Origin of the sequence: Oligoflexus sp. (genome assembly GCF_035712445.1) — a bacterium.
Lineage (GTDB): Bacteria > Bdellovibrionota_B > Oligoflexia > Oligoflexales > Oligoflexaceae > Oligoflexus.
Window position 1 is genome coordinate 45,484 of record NZ_DASTAT010000072.1, and the last position, 15,493, is coordinate 60,976.

Consider the following 15,493-nt stretch of genomic DNA (forward strand, 5'->3'; position numbering starts at 1 on the left):
TATGAGCGAGATCACTCCTAACGAACCCACGAGCGATCTGAATCGCACGCAGGCGCAAAACCGCGATGAGGAATATACAGCCGATAATATCCAGGTTCTCGAAGGCCTGGATGCGGTTCGCAAGCGTCCTGGTATGTACATCGGCTCGACTTCGGTCGACGGACTTCACCATCTCGTCTACGAGATCGTGGATAACTCCATCGACGAAGCCATGGGTGGGCATTGCAGTCACATTGAAGTCATGCTCCATCTCGACGGTTCTGCATCCGTTCGTGATAACGGCCGCGGTATTCCCGTTTCCATGCACCCCAAGGAAAATAGATCGGCGCTGGAAGTCGTCATGACTGTCCTTCACGCCGGTGGCAAGTTCGATGACAAGGCCTTCGCCTTCTCGGGTGGTCTTCACGGTGTGGGCGCTTCGGTTGTGAACGCTCTCTCCGAGTGGTGCTACGTGGAAGTTCGCCGCGATGCCAAGGTCCACAAGCAAGCCTATCAGCGCGGCAAACCCACTGGTCCTTTGGAAATCACCGGCACCACCGATGAGCATGGGACCTATACCCGCTTTAAACCAGACCCGGACATCTTCCCGGACACGAGTTTCAGCTTTGAAACGCTGAGTCGCCGTCTGAAGGAACTCGCGTTCCTCAACCGCGGCCTTCGCATCAAGCTGAATGACGAGCGCACCGATCAAGTTGGTGACTTCGTCTACGAAGGTGGACTGGTGTCCTACTGCGAGTTTCTCGGCAAAGGCAAAACGCCTTTGCACGATAAGCCCCTTTATATCTTCGGTCAGCAGTTCAATGACGGCGGCCAGCTGCAAGGCCAGGTCGAAGTCGTTCTGCAGTGGACCGATGCTTACAACGAAAGCCTTTTCTCCTTCGTCAACAACATCAGCACCATGGAAGGTGGAACCCACCTCACCGGTCTGAAAGCGGCATTGACCCGTGTCGTGAACGCCTTCGCGGAATCCTCGGGCATGCTGAAGAACTTCAAGGAAGGCATCACGGGCGAAGATATCCGGGAAGGCCTTGTCGGCATCTGCTCGGTCCGCGTGAAAAACCCTGAATTCCAGGGCCAGACCAAAACCAAGCTCGGCAACACGGAAGTCCGCCAGTGGGTGGAAACCGTCGTGGCCGAAAAACTTACCGATTATTTCACCGAGAACCCCGCGATCGTCAAACGCGTGGTGCAAAAGATCATTGATGCGGCCCGCGCGCGCCTCGCTGCGAAGAAAGCCCGCGAACTCACCCGCCGCAAGGGTGCGCTCGATTTCGCTGGTCTTCCCGGGAAGATGGCTGACTGCCAATCCCGTGATCCGGCCGAGTGCGAACTCTTCCTCGTCGAGGGTGATTCCGCCGGTGGTTCCGCGAAACAGGCTCGTGAACGCCGCGTTCAGGCCGTTCTTCCCCTGCGTGGTAAGATCCTGAACGTGGAAAAAGCCCGTTATGACAAGATGCTGTCGTCGCAGGAGATCAAGCTTTTGATCAAGGCGATCGGCACGGGCATTGGCAAAGAGGATTTTGATGTCAGCAAGATCCGCTATCACAAAATCGTGATCATGACCGATGCGGACGTCGACGGCGCCCACATCCGAACCCTGATTCTGACCTTCTTTTTCCGGCAGATGCCGGAAATTATCGAACGCGGTTACCTCTATATCGCCCAGCCACCCCTTTATAAATATAAAAAGGGCAAGGTGGAGCGCTACCTCAAGGACAACCGTGAACTGCTCGAATTCCTGAGCGAAGTCGGCATGAATAACGTGGAAATCAAGGACAAGGCCGGCCGCTCTTTGGATAAGCCGACGGTCAAAGGCCTTCTGTCCCGTTTCGCCCGCTACAGCGAGCTCCTGGAAATGGCCAGCAAGCGCCGCATCAAGGAGCTGATCGAATATCTCGTGACCCATCCCGAGATCGACGCCAGCTCCATGAGCAGCGAAGAGAAGGCCAAGGAAACCCTGGACGCGATCGTCCACCATCTGACGACCGCTTACCCAGCCAGCCGCATTCAAGCGGAAGGCCAGGTGATCTTCGATCAGGAATACAGTCGCTATAAAATCAAGCTCGAAACCCGCGTGCGGGACGTGCCCAAGGTCTCGTTCATTGATGCAGGCATTTTCAGCGGCGGTGAAATCATCGAGCTGCGCCGCATCAAAAAGCAGATCGAGGAAATCGCCGAAGCCCCCTTCTCCTTCGAACGCACAGGCGGCAAGAAGGAAAAGGAAAAAGCGGAAGTGGAAGAAGGATCCGATGGCGCTCCCCCGGTGACCAATACATCGGCGAGTGGACAGCTCGCGACCTTCGATGAACTCCGTGATTTCATCGTGCAGGAAGGCCGCAAAGGCGCTTATGTGCAGCGTTATAAAGGTCTGGGTGAGATGAACGCCGACCAGCTGCAGGAAACGACGATGGACGCGGAGAAGCGCACGCTCCTGAAGGTCGAGATCGATGATGCCATCGAAGCCGACCTTTTGTTCTCGACGCTGATGGGTGATGACGTTGAACCACGACGGGACTTCATCCAGACCAACGCCCTGAACGTCAAGAACCTGGATACTTAACTTTTTTTAGGTGATGCATGGATACCAAGAATATACAGGCTGTCCACATTGAGGAAGAACTGAAATCCTCATTCCTGGACTACTCGATGAGCGTCATCGTATCGCGGGCCCTGCCGGATATCCGAGACGGTTTGAAACCTGTGCACCGACGCATCCTCTATGCGATGTACCAGCTGAAGAACTTTCAGAATCGACCTTATCTGAAGTCAGCGCGTATCGTCGGGGACGTGATCGGTCGCTTCCACCCGCATGGTGATACTGCGGTCTATGACGCCCTTGTGCGCATGGCCCAGGACTTTTCCATGCGTTATCCCCTGGCCGATGGTCAGGGCAACTTCGGTTCCGTGGACGGCGACTCTGCTGCCGCCATGCGTTACACCGAGGTTCGCCTTCAAAAATTAACCGAACTCCTTTTGCAGGACATCGAAAAGGATACGGTCGATTACGGTCCGAACTACGACAACAAGGAGGAGGAACCCCTTGTTCTGCCTGCCAAATTCCCAAGTCTTCTGGTCAACGGAGCCAGCGGGATTGCGGTCGGCATGGCCACCAACATTCCTCCGCATAACCTGACCGAAATACTCAATGCCCTCGATGCCCTGATCGATAATCCCGATATCACGATCATGGAACTCATGGAGCATGTCAGCGGCCCTGACTTCCCAACGGCCGGCTTGATCTATGGTCGCGCCGGCATTCAGCAGGCCTATCTCACCGGTCGTGGCGCCATCAGCATGCGGGCGCGCGCGCACGTCGAGGATATGCCCAACTCGGGCAAGCAGCGCATTATCGTGACGGAACTGCCCTACCAGGTGAACAAGGCCAAGCTCGTGGAGAAGATCGCCGAGCTGGTCAACGAAAAGAAGATCGAAGGCATTACCGATCTGCGGGATGAATCCGCGCAGGAGGACATGCGTATCGTCATCGAGCTCCGCAAAGGCGAGATGGGCGAGATCATTCTGAATAACCTTTTCAAACTCACACCGCTGCAGTCGAGCTTCGGCGTGAACATGGTGGCTTTGGTCAACGGTACGCCGCGTATCGTGAACCTGAAGGACGTTCTGGAGCAGTTCTACCTGCACCGGAAGGAAGTCACCATCCGCCGCACGGCCTTTGAGCTGCGCAAGGCGGAAGAGCGTGCTCATATTTTGGAAGGTTTGAAGATTGCGGTGGAATCCATGGACGAAGTCGTCCAGCTGATCCGCAGCGCGCCCGACACTGAAAGCGCGCATCAGGGATTGGTCCAGCGCTTCAGCCTCTCCGATATTCAGGCCAAGGCCATCCTCGATATGCGCCTTGCTCGCTTGACCGGCCTGGAACGCGACAAGATTCTGGCCGAATATGCGGAAGTCATGGCGATCATCGCGGACTTGAAAGATATCCTTTCCACTCCGTCGCGGATTGTGGCGATCATCAAAGCCGAGGTGAACGAAACCCGCGAGCAGTTCGGTGATCAGCGCAAAACGGAAATCGTCAGCAGCGATGCCGATGAATTCACGATGGAAAACCTCGTCGCCGACGAGGAAGTTGCGGTCACGATTACAGTGGCTGGTTACGTGAAGCGAACCCCGCTCGAGGAAATCCGTGCTCAAAAACGCGGCGGCAAAGGCCGTTCGGGCATGAAGACCAAGACGGACGACGTGGTGAAGGACCTTTTCATCACCTCGAACCATCAGTCTATCATGTGTTTCACGGATCAGGGCCGGGTTTACGAGCTGAAAGTTTACAGGCTTCCCGAAGTCCCACTGGCCGGTCGCGGCAATCACTTTGCCAACCTGATCAAGCTGAATCCTACCGAAAAGGTGGTTTCGGTGCTGCCGGTCAAGGAGTTTAAGGAAGGCCAGTACATCATCTCTGTTACGGCCAAAGGTTATATCAAAAAAACTGACCTCATGGCTTACGCGAACCTTCGGACCACTGGTATCATTGGTCTTGGTTTGGACGAAGGCGATCGCCTGGTCGATTGTAAAATCACCTCGGGCGAGGACCACATCCTGATCGCCACCAAACTCGGCAAGGCCATCCGCTTTGACGAGAAGGAAGCCCGCCCCATGGGCCGCTCCGCGCGTGGCGTGACCGGGATCAAGTTCTCGGAAGATAACGATGAAGTTATCGGCCTTGAAGTGGTGAACAATAAGGATGCCATTCTTTCCGTCTGTGAAAACGGCTACGGAAAGCGTACTCCGATCGAGGAATATCGCGTTCAAACGCGCGCCGGCAAAGGTATCTACACCATCAAGGTCACCGAACGGAACGGCCCTGTGGTGGGTATCATGCAGGTGGCTGATGACGATCACCTTATGGTGATGACATCCGCCGGCAAGGTCATGCGCTTTACCGTGGCGGAAGTCGGCCTCATCGGTCGTCTGACCCAGGGTGTGCGTTTGATGAACGTTGAAACCGGTGAAAAAGTCACCAGTCTTGCAAAAATTCAGGTGCTTGAAGGAGAAGAAATCTAGTGTCGCGGATTGATCGGCAAACGGTGGAAAAGGTGGCTTCGCTTGCTTATCTCAAGCTGAGCGAAGACGAAATCGCCTACTACCAAAAGCAGCTCGATCGCGTCCTGGATTACATGCAGCAGCTCGACAGTGTCACCGATAGTCTGCCTGCCGATTGGCGGGCGGACCTTGTAGGACCTGTCACACCGGAAAGACCGGATGTTGCCCGGCCTTCAAACGCCGTGGAGAAAGTTTTAAGGGCCGCTCCCAAGGTCGTTGGGACGGCCTTTCAAGTTCCTAGAATCATTGAGTAATTGACGGAAGAGGCCACCTATGAGCGCACTCGAACCCTTGGCTCTTTCCGCTTCTCAAGTGGCTCAGGAGGTCAACGCCGGCAGCCTGAAGGCCCATGATGTGGCGGCCGCATATGCCCGGCGTGTGGAAAATCTGCACCGCGAACTCAACACTCACATCGAGTGGGATAAGGAAGCGGTGCTGAATGAAGTCGATAAGCAGCTCGCTTACATCGAAGCCGCGCGTTACGCGCAAAAATCCCTGCCGCTCGCCGGCGTGCCGATTGCCATCAAAGACAACATCATGGTCGATTCGCAGACGGTCAGCTGCGGCTCACAGCTTCTGCGCAATCATCGGGCCGCCTATGATGCGACCGTTATTCAAAAACTCAAAGCGGCCGGGGCGCTGCTCTTCGGTCGAACCAATATGGATGAATTCGCGATGGGTTCATCCTGTGAAAACAGCAGCTACGGTCCGACGATCAATCCCTGGAATCGGCGTCATGTCGCAGGCGGATCTTCGGGTGGATCGGCGGCTGCGGTGGCGGCACGCCTTACGCCCCTCGCCCTCGGTTCGGATACCGGCGGCTCGGTGCGGCAGCCAGCCAGCTTTTGTGGGGTTGTCGGTTTAAAACCAACGTATGGTCGCGTGAGCCGTTACGGTTTGATTGCCTATGGTTCTTCGCTTGACCAGATCGGAACCTTTGCGACCTCGGTTCAGGATACTGCGCTTCTCTATGAAGTGATCGCCGGTCATGATCCCGCGGACTCCACATCAGCCAGGATCGCTGCGCCTCAGGGCTCGCTCGCATCCACGTCTTCCTTGAAGGGCAAGAGGATTGCCATCATCAAGGAATTCATGAGCGAAGGCCTGGACGAGGACGTTCGCACGCATTTTGATCAGGCCCTCGATGTGTATCGCGCAGCGGGAGCGACGGTGGAAACCGTGTCCCTCCCCCATCTTCTGCACTGCATCCCGGTTTATTATATCATCGCGACAGCCGAGGCCTCCTCGAACCTCGCGCGTTTTGATGGCATTCGCTATGGCGTCAGGAGTCAGAAGCCAGGGCTCAGCCTGCGTGAACTCTATACGCAGTCCCGCTCCGAGGGTTTCGGTCGTGAGGTCAAGCAGCGCATTATGCTCGGCACCTATGTGCTCTCGTCCGGTTACTACGATGCCTACTATGCCAAGGCCAATCGGATTCGCGAGATGATTCGTCGGGAAATTCAGGGGGTTTTTGAGCAGGGCTTCGATTTGATCGCCTCGCCGACCTCCCCGACCACGGCCTTTGAACTCGGACAGAAAACTCAGGATTCGCTGGCCATGTACCTCAGCGACATCTATACGCTTGCCGCCAACCTCGCCGGAATACCCGCGCTTTCCCAGCCGATCGGCCTTTGCCGCAAGGGTTTGCCCATCGGGATGCAGCTGATGGCGCCGGCGTTTGGTGAAGAGACTTTGCTAAGGAGCGCCCAGGTCTATGAGCAGCAAATCAACGGAACAGAAAAGTTCCGACCACGGATTTAACAGCATCCTCTCCCGCTTCGAGCCGGTCATTGGCCTTGAGGTCCACTGCCAGCTGAAGACCGAGAGCAAACTCTTCTGCGGCTGTAAAACCAACTTCGGGGCCATGGCCAACCAAAATACCTGCCCCGTCTGCCTTGGATTGCCGGGTGTACTGCCCGTCCTCAACCACGAAGCCGTGGAATATGCCATCCGCATGGCTCTGGCCGTCGGCGCCATCATTCGGGAGCGCAGTGTTTTTGCGCGCAAACAGTATTTCTATCCGGATCTGCCCAAGGGTTATCAGCTGACCCAATACGATCTCCCCTACTGCGAAAACGGTTCATTGACGCTCGACAACGGCCGCAAGATCACGATCCAGCGCATTCACATGGAAGAGGACGCCGGCAAAAATATTCACGGTGATAACGCCTCCTACGTGGATCTTAATCGGGCCGGCATTCCTCTCCTTGAAATCGTTTCCGCACCGGAAATCAAAAGCCCGGCCGAAGCCGCCGACTATTTGAAAAAATTGAGGGCGATCGCCCGCTATCTCGATATCAGTGACGGAAACCTCGAAGAAGGCTCCTTCCGCTGTGATGCCAACGTTTCCCTGCGCCCGGTCGGTTCGAAAACCCTGGGGACGCGCACCGAGATTAAAAACCTCAACTCCTTTCGCAACGTGGAAAAGGCGATCACCTATGAAATCCTGCGCCAGGCGGATGTTCTGGAAAGCGGCGACAAGGTCAAACAGGTAACACTGCAGTTTGATGCTGCCATCGGCCGCACCCTCGTCATGCGAAGCAAGGAGGATTCACCGGATTACCGCTATTTCCCTGATCCGGATCTCGGCGCTCTCCTTATCAATGAGGCCCGCGTTCAGAACGTGCGCGCCAATATCCTTGAGCTGCCCGAGCAAAAGGTCCAGCGCTTTCAGGACACTTTCAGCATTCCCGAAGCCGATGCCCGCCAGTTGACCGAGGAAAAGGAACTGGCCGCCTTCTTTGAAGATGTCGTGCAGAAAGTCGATGGCGCCGTGGCTCCGAAAATCGTGGCCAACTGGATGCTTAGTGAATATCTGCGGGAATTCAACGCCCGCCAGTGGCATTTTGATAAACCCTTCGTGTCCAGTGAACGCTTTGCGAGGCTCTTGAAATTATTGGGTGAAGGCACCATTTCCGGCAAAATCGCCAAGGCCGTTTTCGAGGACATGGCGGCGAGCGGCTCCGATCCGGACAGCATTATCGAAGCCAAGGGCCTTGTGCAGATCAGCGACAGCGCGGCCATCAAAGCCGTTGTGGATCAGGTGATCGCCGCGCATCCCGAGCAGGTCGCGCAGTATCTCTCGGGCAAGCAAAAGGTTTACGGATTTCTGGTGGGTCAGGTTATGAAGATCTCGGCCGGACGCTTCAACCCGAACCTTCTGAACGAATGTCTGAAGGAAGCCTTGCATGGCAAGTCCTGAGCTGGAGTTGAAGAACCTCCTGCAGGCGGAACGTCAGCAGGGTTATTTCACGGCGGCTTATGTCGAATCCGGTAAGCTCGATCAGGCTCAACCGGCTTTACAGTATTTTACGGGCCCCGACGCTCGAATCTTCGACCTTGCAAGCCTCACCAAAGCCCTGGTCACAGGGCCTCTTGTCCATATCACGCTCAAGGCTGAAAATCTCGACGTGAAGGCTCCACTTGCAGCGTGGGCACCCCGAGACATCAGCCTGCCCGCGTCTCTTCTTCAGCTGACCACGGACGAGGTTTTAGGTCATGTCTCGGGTCTGCCTGCCTGGTGGAACTTTTGGATGCGTCATCTGGATGAAAGGCAGAAGCCAACCCGTGCCGATGCCTTGGGTCTCATGGAAAAGGTCTTGAATCGAATCCCTTTTGGGTCTGAAAAAAAAGATCTCTATTCCGACGTCGGCTATATCCTGCTCGGTTATCTGCTCGAAAAAAAGGCCAAAAAAAGCCTGAAACCCTGGCTTTCAGAAGCAGTATCAGAGCCTTTCGGTTACGCCCCTGATCTGAACCTTCCCAAGGAATCCTATATCCCAACCGGCTTCTGCAAAATCCGTGAGCGCGAACTGCGCGGCGAAGTCCATGATGAGAACTGCGCAGCTTTCGGCGGTATCTCCGGTCATGCAGGCCTTTTCGGAAGTGGGCCCTCTGTCAGTCAGTATCTGAAAGCTCTGCTGCGCGATTCGATGGGCGTTCAGTATTTCGAAGCCAATGACAAGGTCCGCCGCGACACGCAAAGGGAAGGCCTGCTCGGATTCCGCCGCGGCAACGGCGTCAGCGCGGCCCTTTTTGCAAACGGCAACAGCATGGGCCACCTTGGTTTCACCGGAACCGCATTCTGGCTGGAATGGTCCAGCAAAAAATATGGCATCTTCCTCAGCAATCGCGTGATCAGTGGCCGCGTGTCGCCACGCATCACCGATATTCGCAGGAAGGTCTTTCAACTTCTGGATGCAAGCCTTGGCCCATGAAACAATCGCCATCATAGGCCGCGGCCTGGCGGGACTCACGCTCGGTTTTCGCATGGTCCAGGCGGGATATCAGCCTACACTTTTCGGTGCCGCCCGCGGTCCTGACAACGCCAGTCGCTGCGCCCAGGGCATCGTCTGCAATAAAGGCCTGATCTTCGCCGACTCGCCTTTGTTTCGTGCCAAGCTTCAAAGTTTAAAAAAGCTCGAAGATTGGCTCAGCTCTGTGGAAAAAGCCAGTGGCCTTGCCATCCCACGTACCTGGACTGGTGTGGATGAGCCCTACTGGTCTGCTGATGATTTCCAGAAAACATTTCAGCGCGTCTATCGCGGCAATTTCTGGGGCTGCTATCGGCCGCAGAATCGTCCCGCCAAAGACTGGCTCTCTGATTTCAGAACACCGGAAGGCTACGTCCACTATCCTGATGACGCCTGGTTCGATGTCGATGCCACCATGAATTCCCTGGAAAAAGCCTGCGAACTCAAAGGCGCCACATTCATCGACTCCGATGTCACCGAACTGAAAACTCTGCTCGATCGTTATGATCACACCATCATAGCCGCCGGCGCGGGCAGCATGGAACTCTTAAAAGCGTTAAAACTCGAAGTCCCAAAATCCTTTCAGGTCGCGGGCCAGAGTCTTGTGTGGAAACACCAGCCTGAAGCCACGCCCCGTATTCTGGTCAAGGCCACACTCAGCCTTGCCGTTCTTTCTGATCGGAAAATACTCGGCTCCAGTTCGTGGAAGCCCGATCCCCATCACCCGCATGATATCGCCCTGGACCGCGATCAGCTTTTGGATCAGGGAGCAGCTGCCTTCGGCTTTCCCCGCCCATCCTCCGATGTCGTTGAATCCAATTGGGGCACGCGGCTTCGCTTTGCCGACAGAATGCCTGCGCTCGGCCTTTGGCCTGAACAGCCCAAACTCTCAGTTTTAACAGGTTTTTATAAGAACGGCCTGCAGCTGGCCGACCTCTGCGCCGAGCAGCTGCTCTGTGAACTTCAGGGAGAACCCCTGAGTGAATTTGGGGAAGCTTTTCATGTCAGCCGCTTTTTTCGAAGCGGCCGTCGTGCTCCAGGCAGTCCTCCACGGCACTGCCCCCTCAGCCGATCAGAACACAAAGCCGGCACTTAAAAGAAGATCCGCGCCCGGTTTTGCTTCATGCTTCAGAGAGGTTTTCAGATCCTCTTCCACGGTTTTTTCCGGATTCAGGAACTGCACAAAAGGATCTTCGGACGTTCCGAGGCTGAACTTCGAAGATTGCGAGACCGGAATATAGATGACCGCGCCCAAAGTGAAATCAATCGGACCAAAGATAAAATCAAGTGTGGGCAGAAGGCGCAAGGAAAGAGCGGTCAAAGACGACTTGCCGGAATACATCACCTTGGAATCGCCATTCAAATCCGACAGCTGGGTCGCCTCGAAATTCACGGTCGAGCTATCAAACTCAAGACCATTCCCCAGACGGAAATCGACAACTCCAAAATCCACAATCAGCCAATAAAAGTCGAGCCACGCACCAAAGCCCGTACCCGTGGCCGTCGTGTCCATATACTGTTCAAAAGTATTGTCACTGTTCTCGTCATTATAGTCCGACGAAATTTTCTTCGGCAGGAACATCCGCGTGCGCAGACCGGCTGTCAGCTGAAACGAACTGATGCCGAGGCCCAGCTCCAGACCAAAGCCCAGACTTTTCACCGCCGAATCCGCCGACCACATGCTATCCACCTGGCGTCCGACCGGCGTTTCATAGATCAGGTTCTGATAGCTGATCGGTCCCACCAAAGGCAGAAGCACGAGGCCTGTCACATAGCTCTTCGGTGTATCGCTGGGTGTAGCCGGAGCGGCCGCAGCAGGATCTGCAGTAATTCCAGGCGTGCCAGGTGCCGGAGGCCCCGCTTCCACCTTGGCCATCATTCCCATCTGAATTTTCGCGAAGAGCTTGTCGCCTTTAATTTTAATAAAGGAGATCTTGGGCTTGGCCGTCCGAATGAAACTGCAGCCTACCTTCACATTGTTCGCATCATAGAAGCAGACCTTGGACTTTTTCAGAAACTGGGTATCCGTCCCCTCATCAATCGTGATGACTTTTTTAGCAGCATCGATCTTGATGACCTTGGCGGCAAAGCCCGGTGTGGCGCTTACGGACAAAAGGAAGATGATCCATCGAATCGTCCTGATCACAGTTGTTGACCTCACATCTTCTTGTTGATTTTGAAATGAATCCAATCCTGAGCCGTAATCAACCAGGGAGGATAGGCAGCCCCATCTTTAAAATGAATCTGGTTGGTTTCAAAAACGAATGTCGCCAGGTACTCCCCTGCCGCCAGCTTTTGATAATGGTCATCCGGGATCACGAGTGTTTCCTGATCTATTGTATACTGACAGCGCAGAACTGTGCGGCTCGCATCCGCAGTTTTTATGACAAGTTCGTAGCGACTGATTTCGGTGGGATAAAGGATGCTCGGAGTCAGGCGGAACGATTTCGCTCCGACATCCACCGACGGGATCACGTTGCTCAGGGCCCGGTTTCTTAAAACGACTGTTTTGTTCTCTGCATCAATCGTGCTGAGATTGGCAATATAACCGGGAGGAAAGCTTTCAAAGCTCGCGGGCGCGCCTTCCCATTTGAATTTCCAGACCCAATTCTGCTGTCGTTCAATCCCTTCATAGAACTGAACAAGACGCGTCGAGAAAAAGGGATGCTGTGTCGCCATCGCGCGACCAAAGCCATCGGTCGAGACTTCACTCAGGCCATGCAAAGGACGCTTTTGGGCATCCTCGGCCGAAGACAGGCGTGGAAAGGGAGGATCCGATGGCGGCGCTGTTTCACTGCATTGAGTCGCCTCGTCCTGATCATAGGTCGCGCTCATCTTCGCCTTCACCTCGGAAAGCGTAGCGGTCTTCGCCAGCTGGTAGCTATAGATCTCATTGCTTTGCCGCGGCGCCACATAACGGGCGATCACGAGAAAGCCCGCCTGGACTTTATCCAGATTTTGCACCCCTTCACGGAATTCCAGCGGAAAGCCGCTGAGTGCATTCAAAGTTTTCGGCCAGACCGTGATGCGAAAGGTCAAGGGGATGCCTGCAACCAGCCCATCCGCGGTCAGCTTGATGGCTGTGGTTTGACCATCATTGGGACAGTTGAGTGTCATGGGCGCTGTGGGTGCCGGCCGACCGTTGGGATCTTCGGCCCAGTATTCCACGCGGCAGCTATGGGTTCCTTTCAGAGTGAACGAGAGATCCCCGCTCGTCCCCGAGGGACTTCTGGCGAAACGAATCGAGCTATCATCCAGCAGGCCGAAGACCTCCTGGCTTTTCAGCTCACTCCGAATGGAATGCGGCAGCATCTTACAGGCCGCTGAAAGATTGGACAAAAATAGCACTATGAGGATGGTTCTCAACACAGGCACGCTCAATGGAAAGCAAACGTGAGAGACGACACTCTCATTTTAGCAACATCGAAATGACCTTAGTAGCCCCCTGCCGTGAACCCCAGTCCTGTCGCCAAAGGAAAGCACCTTGACCATCCTTATGCGGGGAGGTAGCATAAGCTCCCGTCTACAAAGCAATTCAGAATCTCAAGGTGTAACAATCCGAAAACACTCCTATTTACGAGAAAAAAGATGAGAAAACGTCATCGGACGAAGTACATTTTCGTGACGGGAGGTGTGGTTTCCTCCTTGGGTAAAGGCATTGTCGCCGCCAGTATAGGGGCCCTTTTGGAAAATCGCGGTCTGCGCGTGAGCATGACCAAGGTGGACCCTTATCTGAACGTCGATCCCGGGACCATGAGTCCTTTTCAGCATGGTGAAGTCTTCGTGACCGACGACGGTGCAGAAACAGACCTCGATATCGGCCACTACGAGCGTTTCACGAGCGCGAGTCTCACCCGCCTCAACAGTTTTTCGACAGGTCAGGTCTACGACCGGGTTCTTTCCAAGGAACGGCGCGGTGACTACCTTGGCGGCACGGTGCAGGTCATCCCGCACGTCACCGACCAGATCAAAGAGAACATCTACGCCTCGGCCGAGGGCGCTGACGTGGGCATCGTCGAGATCGGTGGAACTGTGGGCGATATCGAAAGCCTGCCGTTTCTCGAAGCCATTCGGCAGATTCGCTATGATCTCGGCGAAGAAAATGTACTCTATATCCACCTGACCCTGGTTCCTTACATCGGAGCTGCGCATGAACTCAAAACAAAGCCCACGCAGCATTCGGTCAAGGAATTGAGACAGATCGGTATCCAACCGCATATTCTTGTGTGCCGCGCGGACCGTCCCGTGCCGCAGGACCTGCGCGAAAAAATCGGTCTTTTCTGTAACGTCAAGCCTGAGCGCGTAATCGACTCCTGCGACCTCGACAGCATCTACAAGGTGCCTCTCTATCTGCACAGCCAGGGCCTTGATCAGATCATTGTCGATGCCCTCAACATCTGGACCCGTAATCCAGACCTTGGTGAATGGCATCGTATTGAAGAAGCTTTGGATAAGCCGCGCGCTGTCGTGAATATCGGCATCGTCGGTAAATATGTGGAAGTCGTCGACTCCTATAAATCCATCAGCGAGTCGCTGATTCACGCCGGCATCTCCAATCACACCAAAGTCGAGGTCACCTACTTCGATGCGGCCACCCTTAATTCCAGCAACGTCGCGGAAAAACTGCGCGACCTGGATGGAGTCATCATTCCCGGTGGTTTCGGCAACCGCGGCATTGAAGGCAAGATCGCGGCCATCGAATATTTGAGGAAGAACAAGATCCCCTTCCTCGGCATCTGCCTCGGGATGCAGCTGGCCGCCATTGAATTCGCGCGCAATGTTTTGAAGCTCGCCGATGCCGACAGTCAGGAATTCAATCCCAAGAGCGCAAACCAGATCATCCACCTCATGGAAGATCAGAAGTCGGTCACCGATTTGGGCGGCACCATGCGTCTCGGCGCTTATCCTTGCCAGCTGGAATCGGGCAGTCGCGCGGCGGCTGCCTATGAAACGTCCAGCATTTCCGAACGTCATCGCCACCGTTATGAATTCAATAACGATTTCCGCGATGCTTTCGCTGCGCATGGCATGCACTTTTCCGGTCTTTCCCCTGATGGCCGCCTTGTGGAAATGATCGAGCTTGAGGATCATCCCTGGTATGTCGCCTGTCAGTTCCACCCGGAATTGAAGTCGAAACCGATGCATCCCCATCCGTTGTTCAAGAATTTTGTCACGGCGTCCCTGAAGAATCGTGAGAGTCACGCATGAGTCCAGAGTCCTTAATCCAGCACGGTCGCGTCGCCTTAAGAGATGAAAGCGAAGCTTTGCTGGCCGCCGCCGATCGGCTGGATGAAAACTTTGCGAAAGCGGTCGCTTTCATGCGCGATTCGCAGGGCAAGGTCGTGGTGTCTGGCCTGGGAAAATCCGGTCACGTCGGTCGCAAGATCGCCGCGACCCTCGCCTCCACAGGCACGGCCGCATTTTTTCTGCATCCTTCCGAAGCCCTGCATGGGGACCTCGGCATGCTGCAGCCGGCTGATGTGCTCCTGGTCATCGCCTTTGGCGGGGAAACGCGCGAGACTTTGGAAGTGGCCAGGTTCGCGCAAAGACGCCGCATTCCTGTGATTGCCCTGACCGGCAAAATGGGCTCATCCCTGGCCAAGATCTCCGATGTGGTTCTTGATGGCTCTGTGAGCCGCGAGGCCTGCCCTTTGAATCTGGCTCCGACCAGCTCGACCACGGTGGCCATGGCTTTGGGAGACGCGCTGGCGATCGCGCTCATGCATGCCCGTGGGTTTGCGGAAAAGGACTTTGCCCGTTTTCATCCGGACGGGAGCCTCGGCCGACAGCTTTCGCTCGTTCAGGATCACATGCGAACCGACCTCGCCCCTCTGACACCCGACGACTCCTTCGATAAGGTTTTGACCGTGATCACGGCCCAAAACTATGGAATTGCCGCTGTCTTCGACCCCCACCACGAATTGATTGGCGCTATCACCGATGGCGACCTCAGGCGTGCTCTGCAGAATGCCCGTGAAAAGGTCTTCAGCATGAATGCACGCTCCCTCATGACGCAGAAGCCCAAGACCATCAGCCCGGAAAGACTTGCCCTTGATGCGGTTCGCGCGATGGAAGATTTCCGCATCACATCCCTCTTCGTGGTCAACGACCAACATAAAGTGCTCGGCCTGATTCGCATGCACGACCTGCTGGCTGCCAAAATCGTCTGATCGCCCTGTTTT

At 55.3% G+C, this 15,493-nt stretch carries 11 protein-coding genes; 9 read left to right on the forward strand and 2 right to left on the reverse strand.

The window, feature by feature from the left end:
• Window position 1 precedes the first annotated feature (1 nt).
• From gyrB to VFO10_RS16670, 7 genes are read left to right on the forward strand one after another with little or no spacing between them, the layout of a single operon-like run.
• Window positions 2–2,560, forward strand: coding sequence for a DNA topoisomerase (ATP-hydrolyzing) subunit B (gene gyrB, locus VFO10_RS16640; RefSeq protein WP_325142160.1), 2,559 nt, complete (start codon window positions 2–4; stop codon window positions 2,558–2,560).
• Between the two features lie 17 nt (window positions 2,561–2,577).
• On the forward strand, window positions 2,578–5,019 hold the full coding sequence (gene gyrA / locus VFO10_RS16645; protein WP_325142162.1) for a DNA gyrase subunit A: 2,442 nt from the start codon (window positions 2,578–2,580) through the stop codon (window positions 5,017–5,019).
• Window positions 5,019–5,312, forward strand: a complete 294-nt coding sequence (locus tag VFO10_RS16650; RefSeq protein WP_325142166.1) for an aspartyl/glutamyl-tRNA amidotransferase subunit C — start codon at window positions 5,019–5,021, stop codon at window positions 5,310–5,312. Before gyrA ends, VFO10_RS16650 begins: the two co-directional genes overlap by 1 nt.
• Window positions 5,313–5,331: 19 nt before the next feature.
• On the forward strand, window positions 5,332–6,819 hold the full coding sequence (gene gatA / locus VFO10_RS16655) for an Asp-tRNA(Asn)/Glu-tRNA(Gln) amidotransferase subunit GatA (RefSeq protein ID WP_325142168.1): 1,488 nt from the start codon (window positions 5,332–5,334) through the stop codon (window positions 6,817–6,819).
• Window positions 6,773–8,260 carry an Asp-tRNA(Asn)/Glu-tRNA(Gln) amidotransferase subunit GatB gene (gene gatB, locus VFO10_RS16660; protein ID WP_325142170.1) on the forward strand — a complete coding sequence of 496 codons (1,488 nt, stop codon included), beginning with the start codon at window positions 6,773–6,775 and terminating at the stop codon, window positions 8,258–8,260. Before gatA ends, gatB begins: the two co-directional genes overlap by 47 nt.
• The gene (locus VFO10_RS16665; protein ID WP_325142171.1) at window positions 8,247–9,275 is read left to right on the forward strand and encodes a serine hydrolase; all 1,029 of its coding nucleotides are present in this window, start codon (window positions 8,247–8,249) and stop codon (window positions 9,273–9,275) included. Before gatB ends, VFO10_RS16665 begins: the two co-directional genes overlap by 14 nt.
• The gene (locus tag VFO10_RS16670) at window positions 9,265–10,407 is read left to right on the forward strand and encodes an FAD-dependent oxidoreductase (protein WP_325142173.1); all 1,143 of its coding nucleotides are present in this window, start codon (window positions 9,265–9,267) and stop codon (window positions 10,405–10,407) included. The genes VFO10_RS16665 and VFO10_RS16670 overlap by 11 nt, the downstream gene beginning before the upstream one ends.
• Here VFO10_RS16670 and VFO10_RS16675 read toward each other — a convergent pair.
• Both VFO10_RS16675 and VFO10_RS16680 read right to left on the reverse strand, forming a co-directional pair.
• Window positions 10,384–11,457 carry a hypothetical protein gene (locus tag VFO10_RS16675; RefSeq protein ID WP_325142176.1) on the reverse strand — a complete coding sequence of 358 codons (1,074 nt, stop codon included), beginning with the start codon at window positions 11,455–11,457 and terminating at the stop codon, window positions 10,384–10,386. The two genes, VFO10_RS16670 and VFO10_RS16675, sit on opposite strands and share 24 nt — an antisense overlap.
• Before the next feature lie 11 nt (window positions 11,458–11,468).
• Window positions 11,469–12,650: a hypothetical protein gene (locus VFO10_RS16680; RefSeq protein WP_325142178.1), complete on the reverse strand. Its 1,182-nt coding sequence runs from the start codon at window positions 12,648–12,650 to the stop codon at window positions 11,469–11,471.
• Between the two features lie 249 nt (window positions 12,651–12,899).
• Between VFO10_RS16680 and VFO10_RS16685 the strand changes: the two genes are divergently transcribed.
• Together VFO10_RS16685 and VFO10_RS16690 are read left to right on the forward strand one after the other, a co-directional pair.
• Complete coding sequence (locus tag VFO10_RS16685; protein ID WP_325142180.1) at window positions 12,900–14,519, forward strand: CTP synthase; 1,620 nt, start codon at window positions 12,900–12,902, stop codon at window positions 14,517–14,519.
• A complete protein-coding gene (locus tag VFO10_RS16690; RefSeq protein ID WP_325142182.1) occupies window positions 14,516–15,481 on the forward strand; it encodes a KpsF/GutQ family sugar-phosphate isomerase in 966 nt (321 codons plus the stop codon). Before VFO10_RS16685 ends, VFO10_RS16690 begins: the two co-directional genes overlap by 4 nt.
• Window positions 15,482–15,493 lie beyond the last annotated feature (12 nt).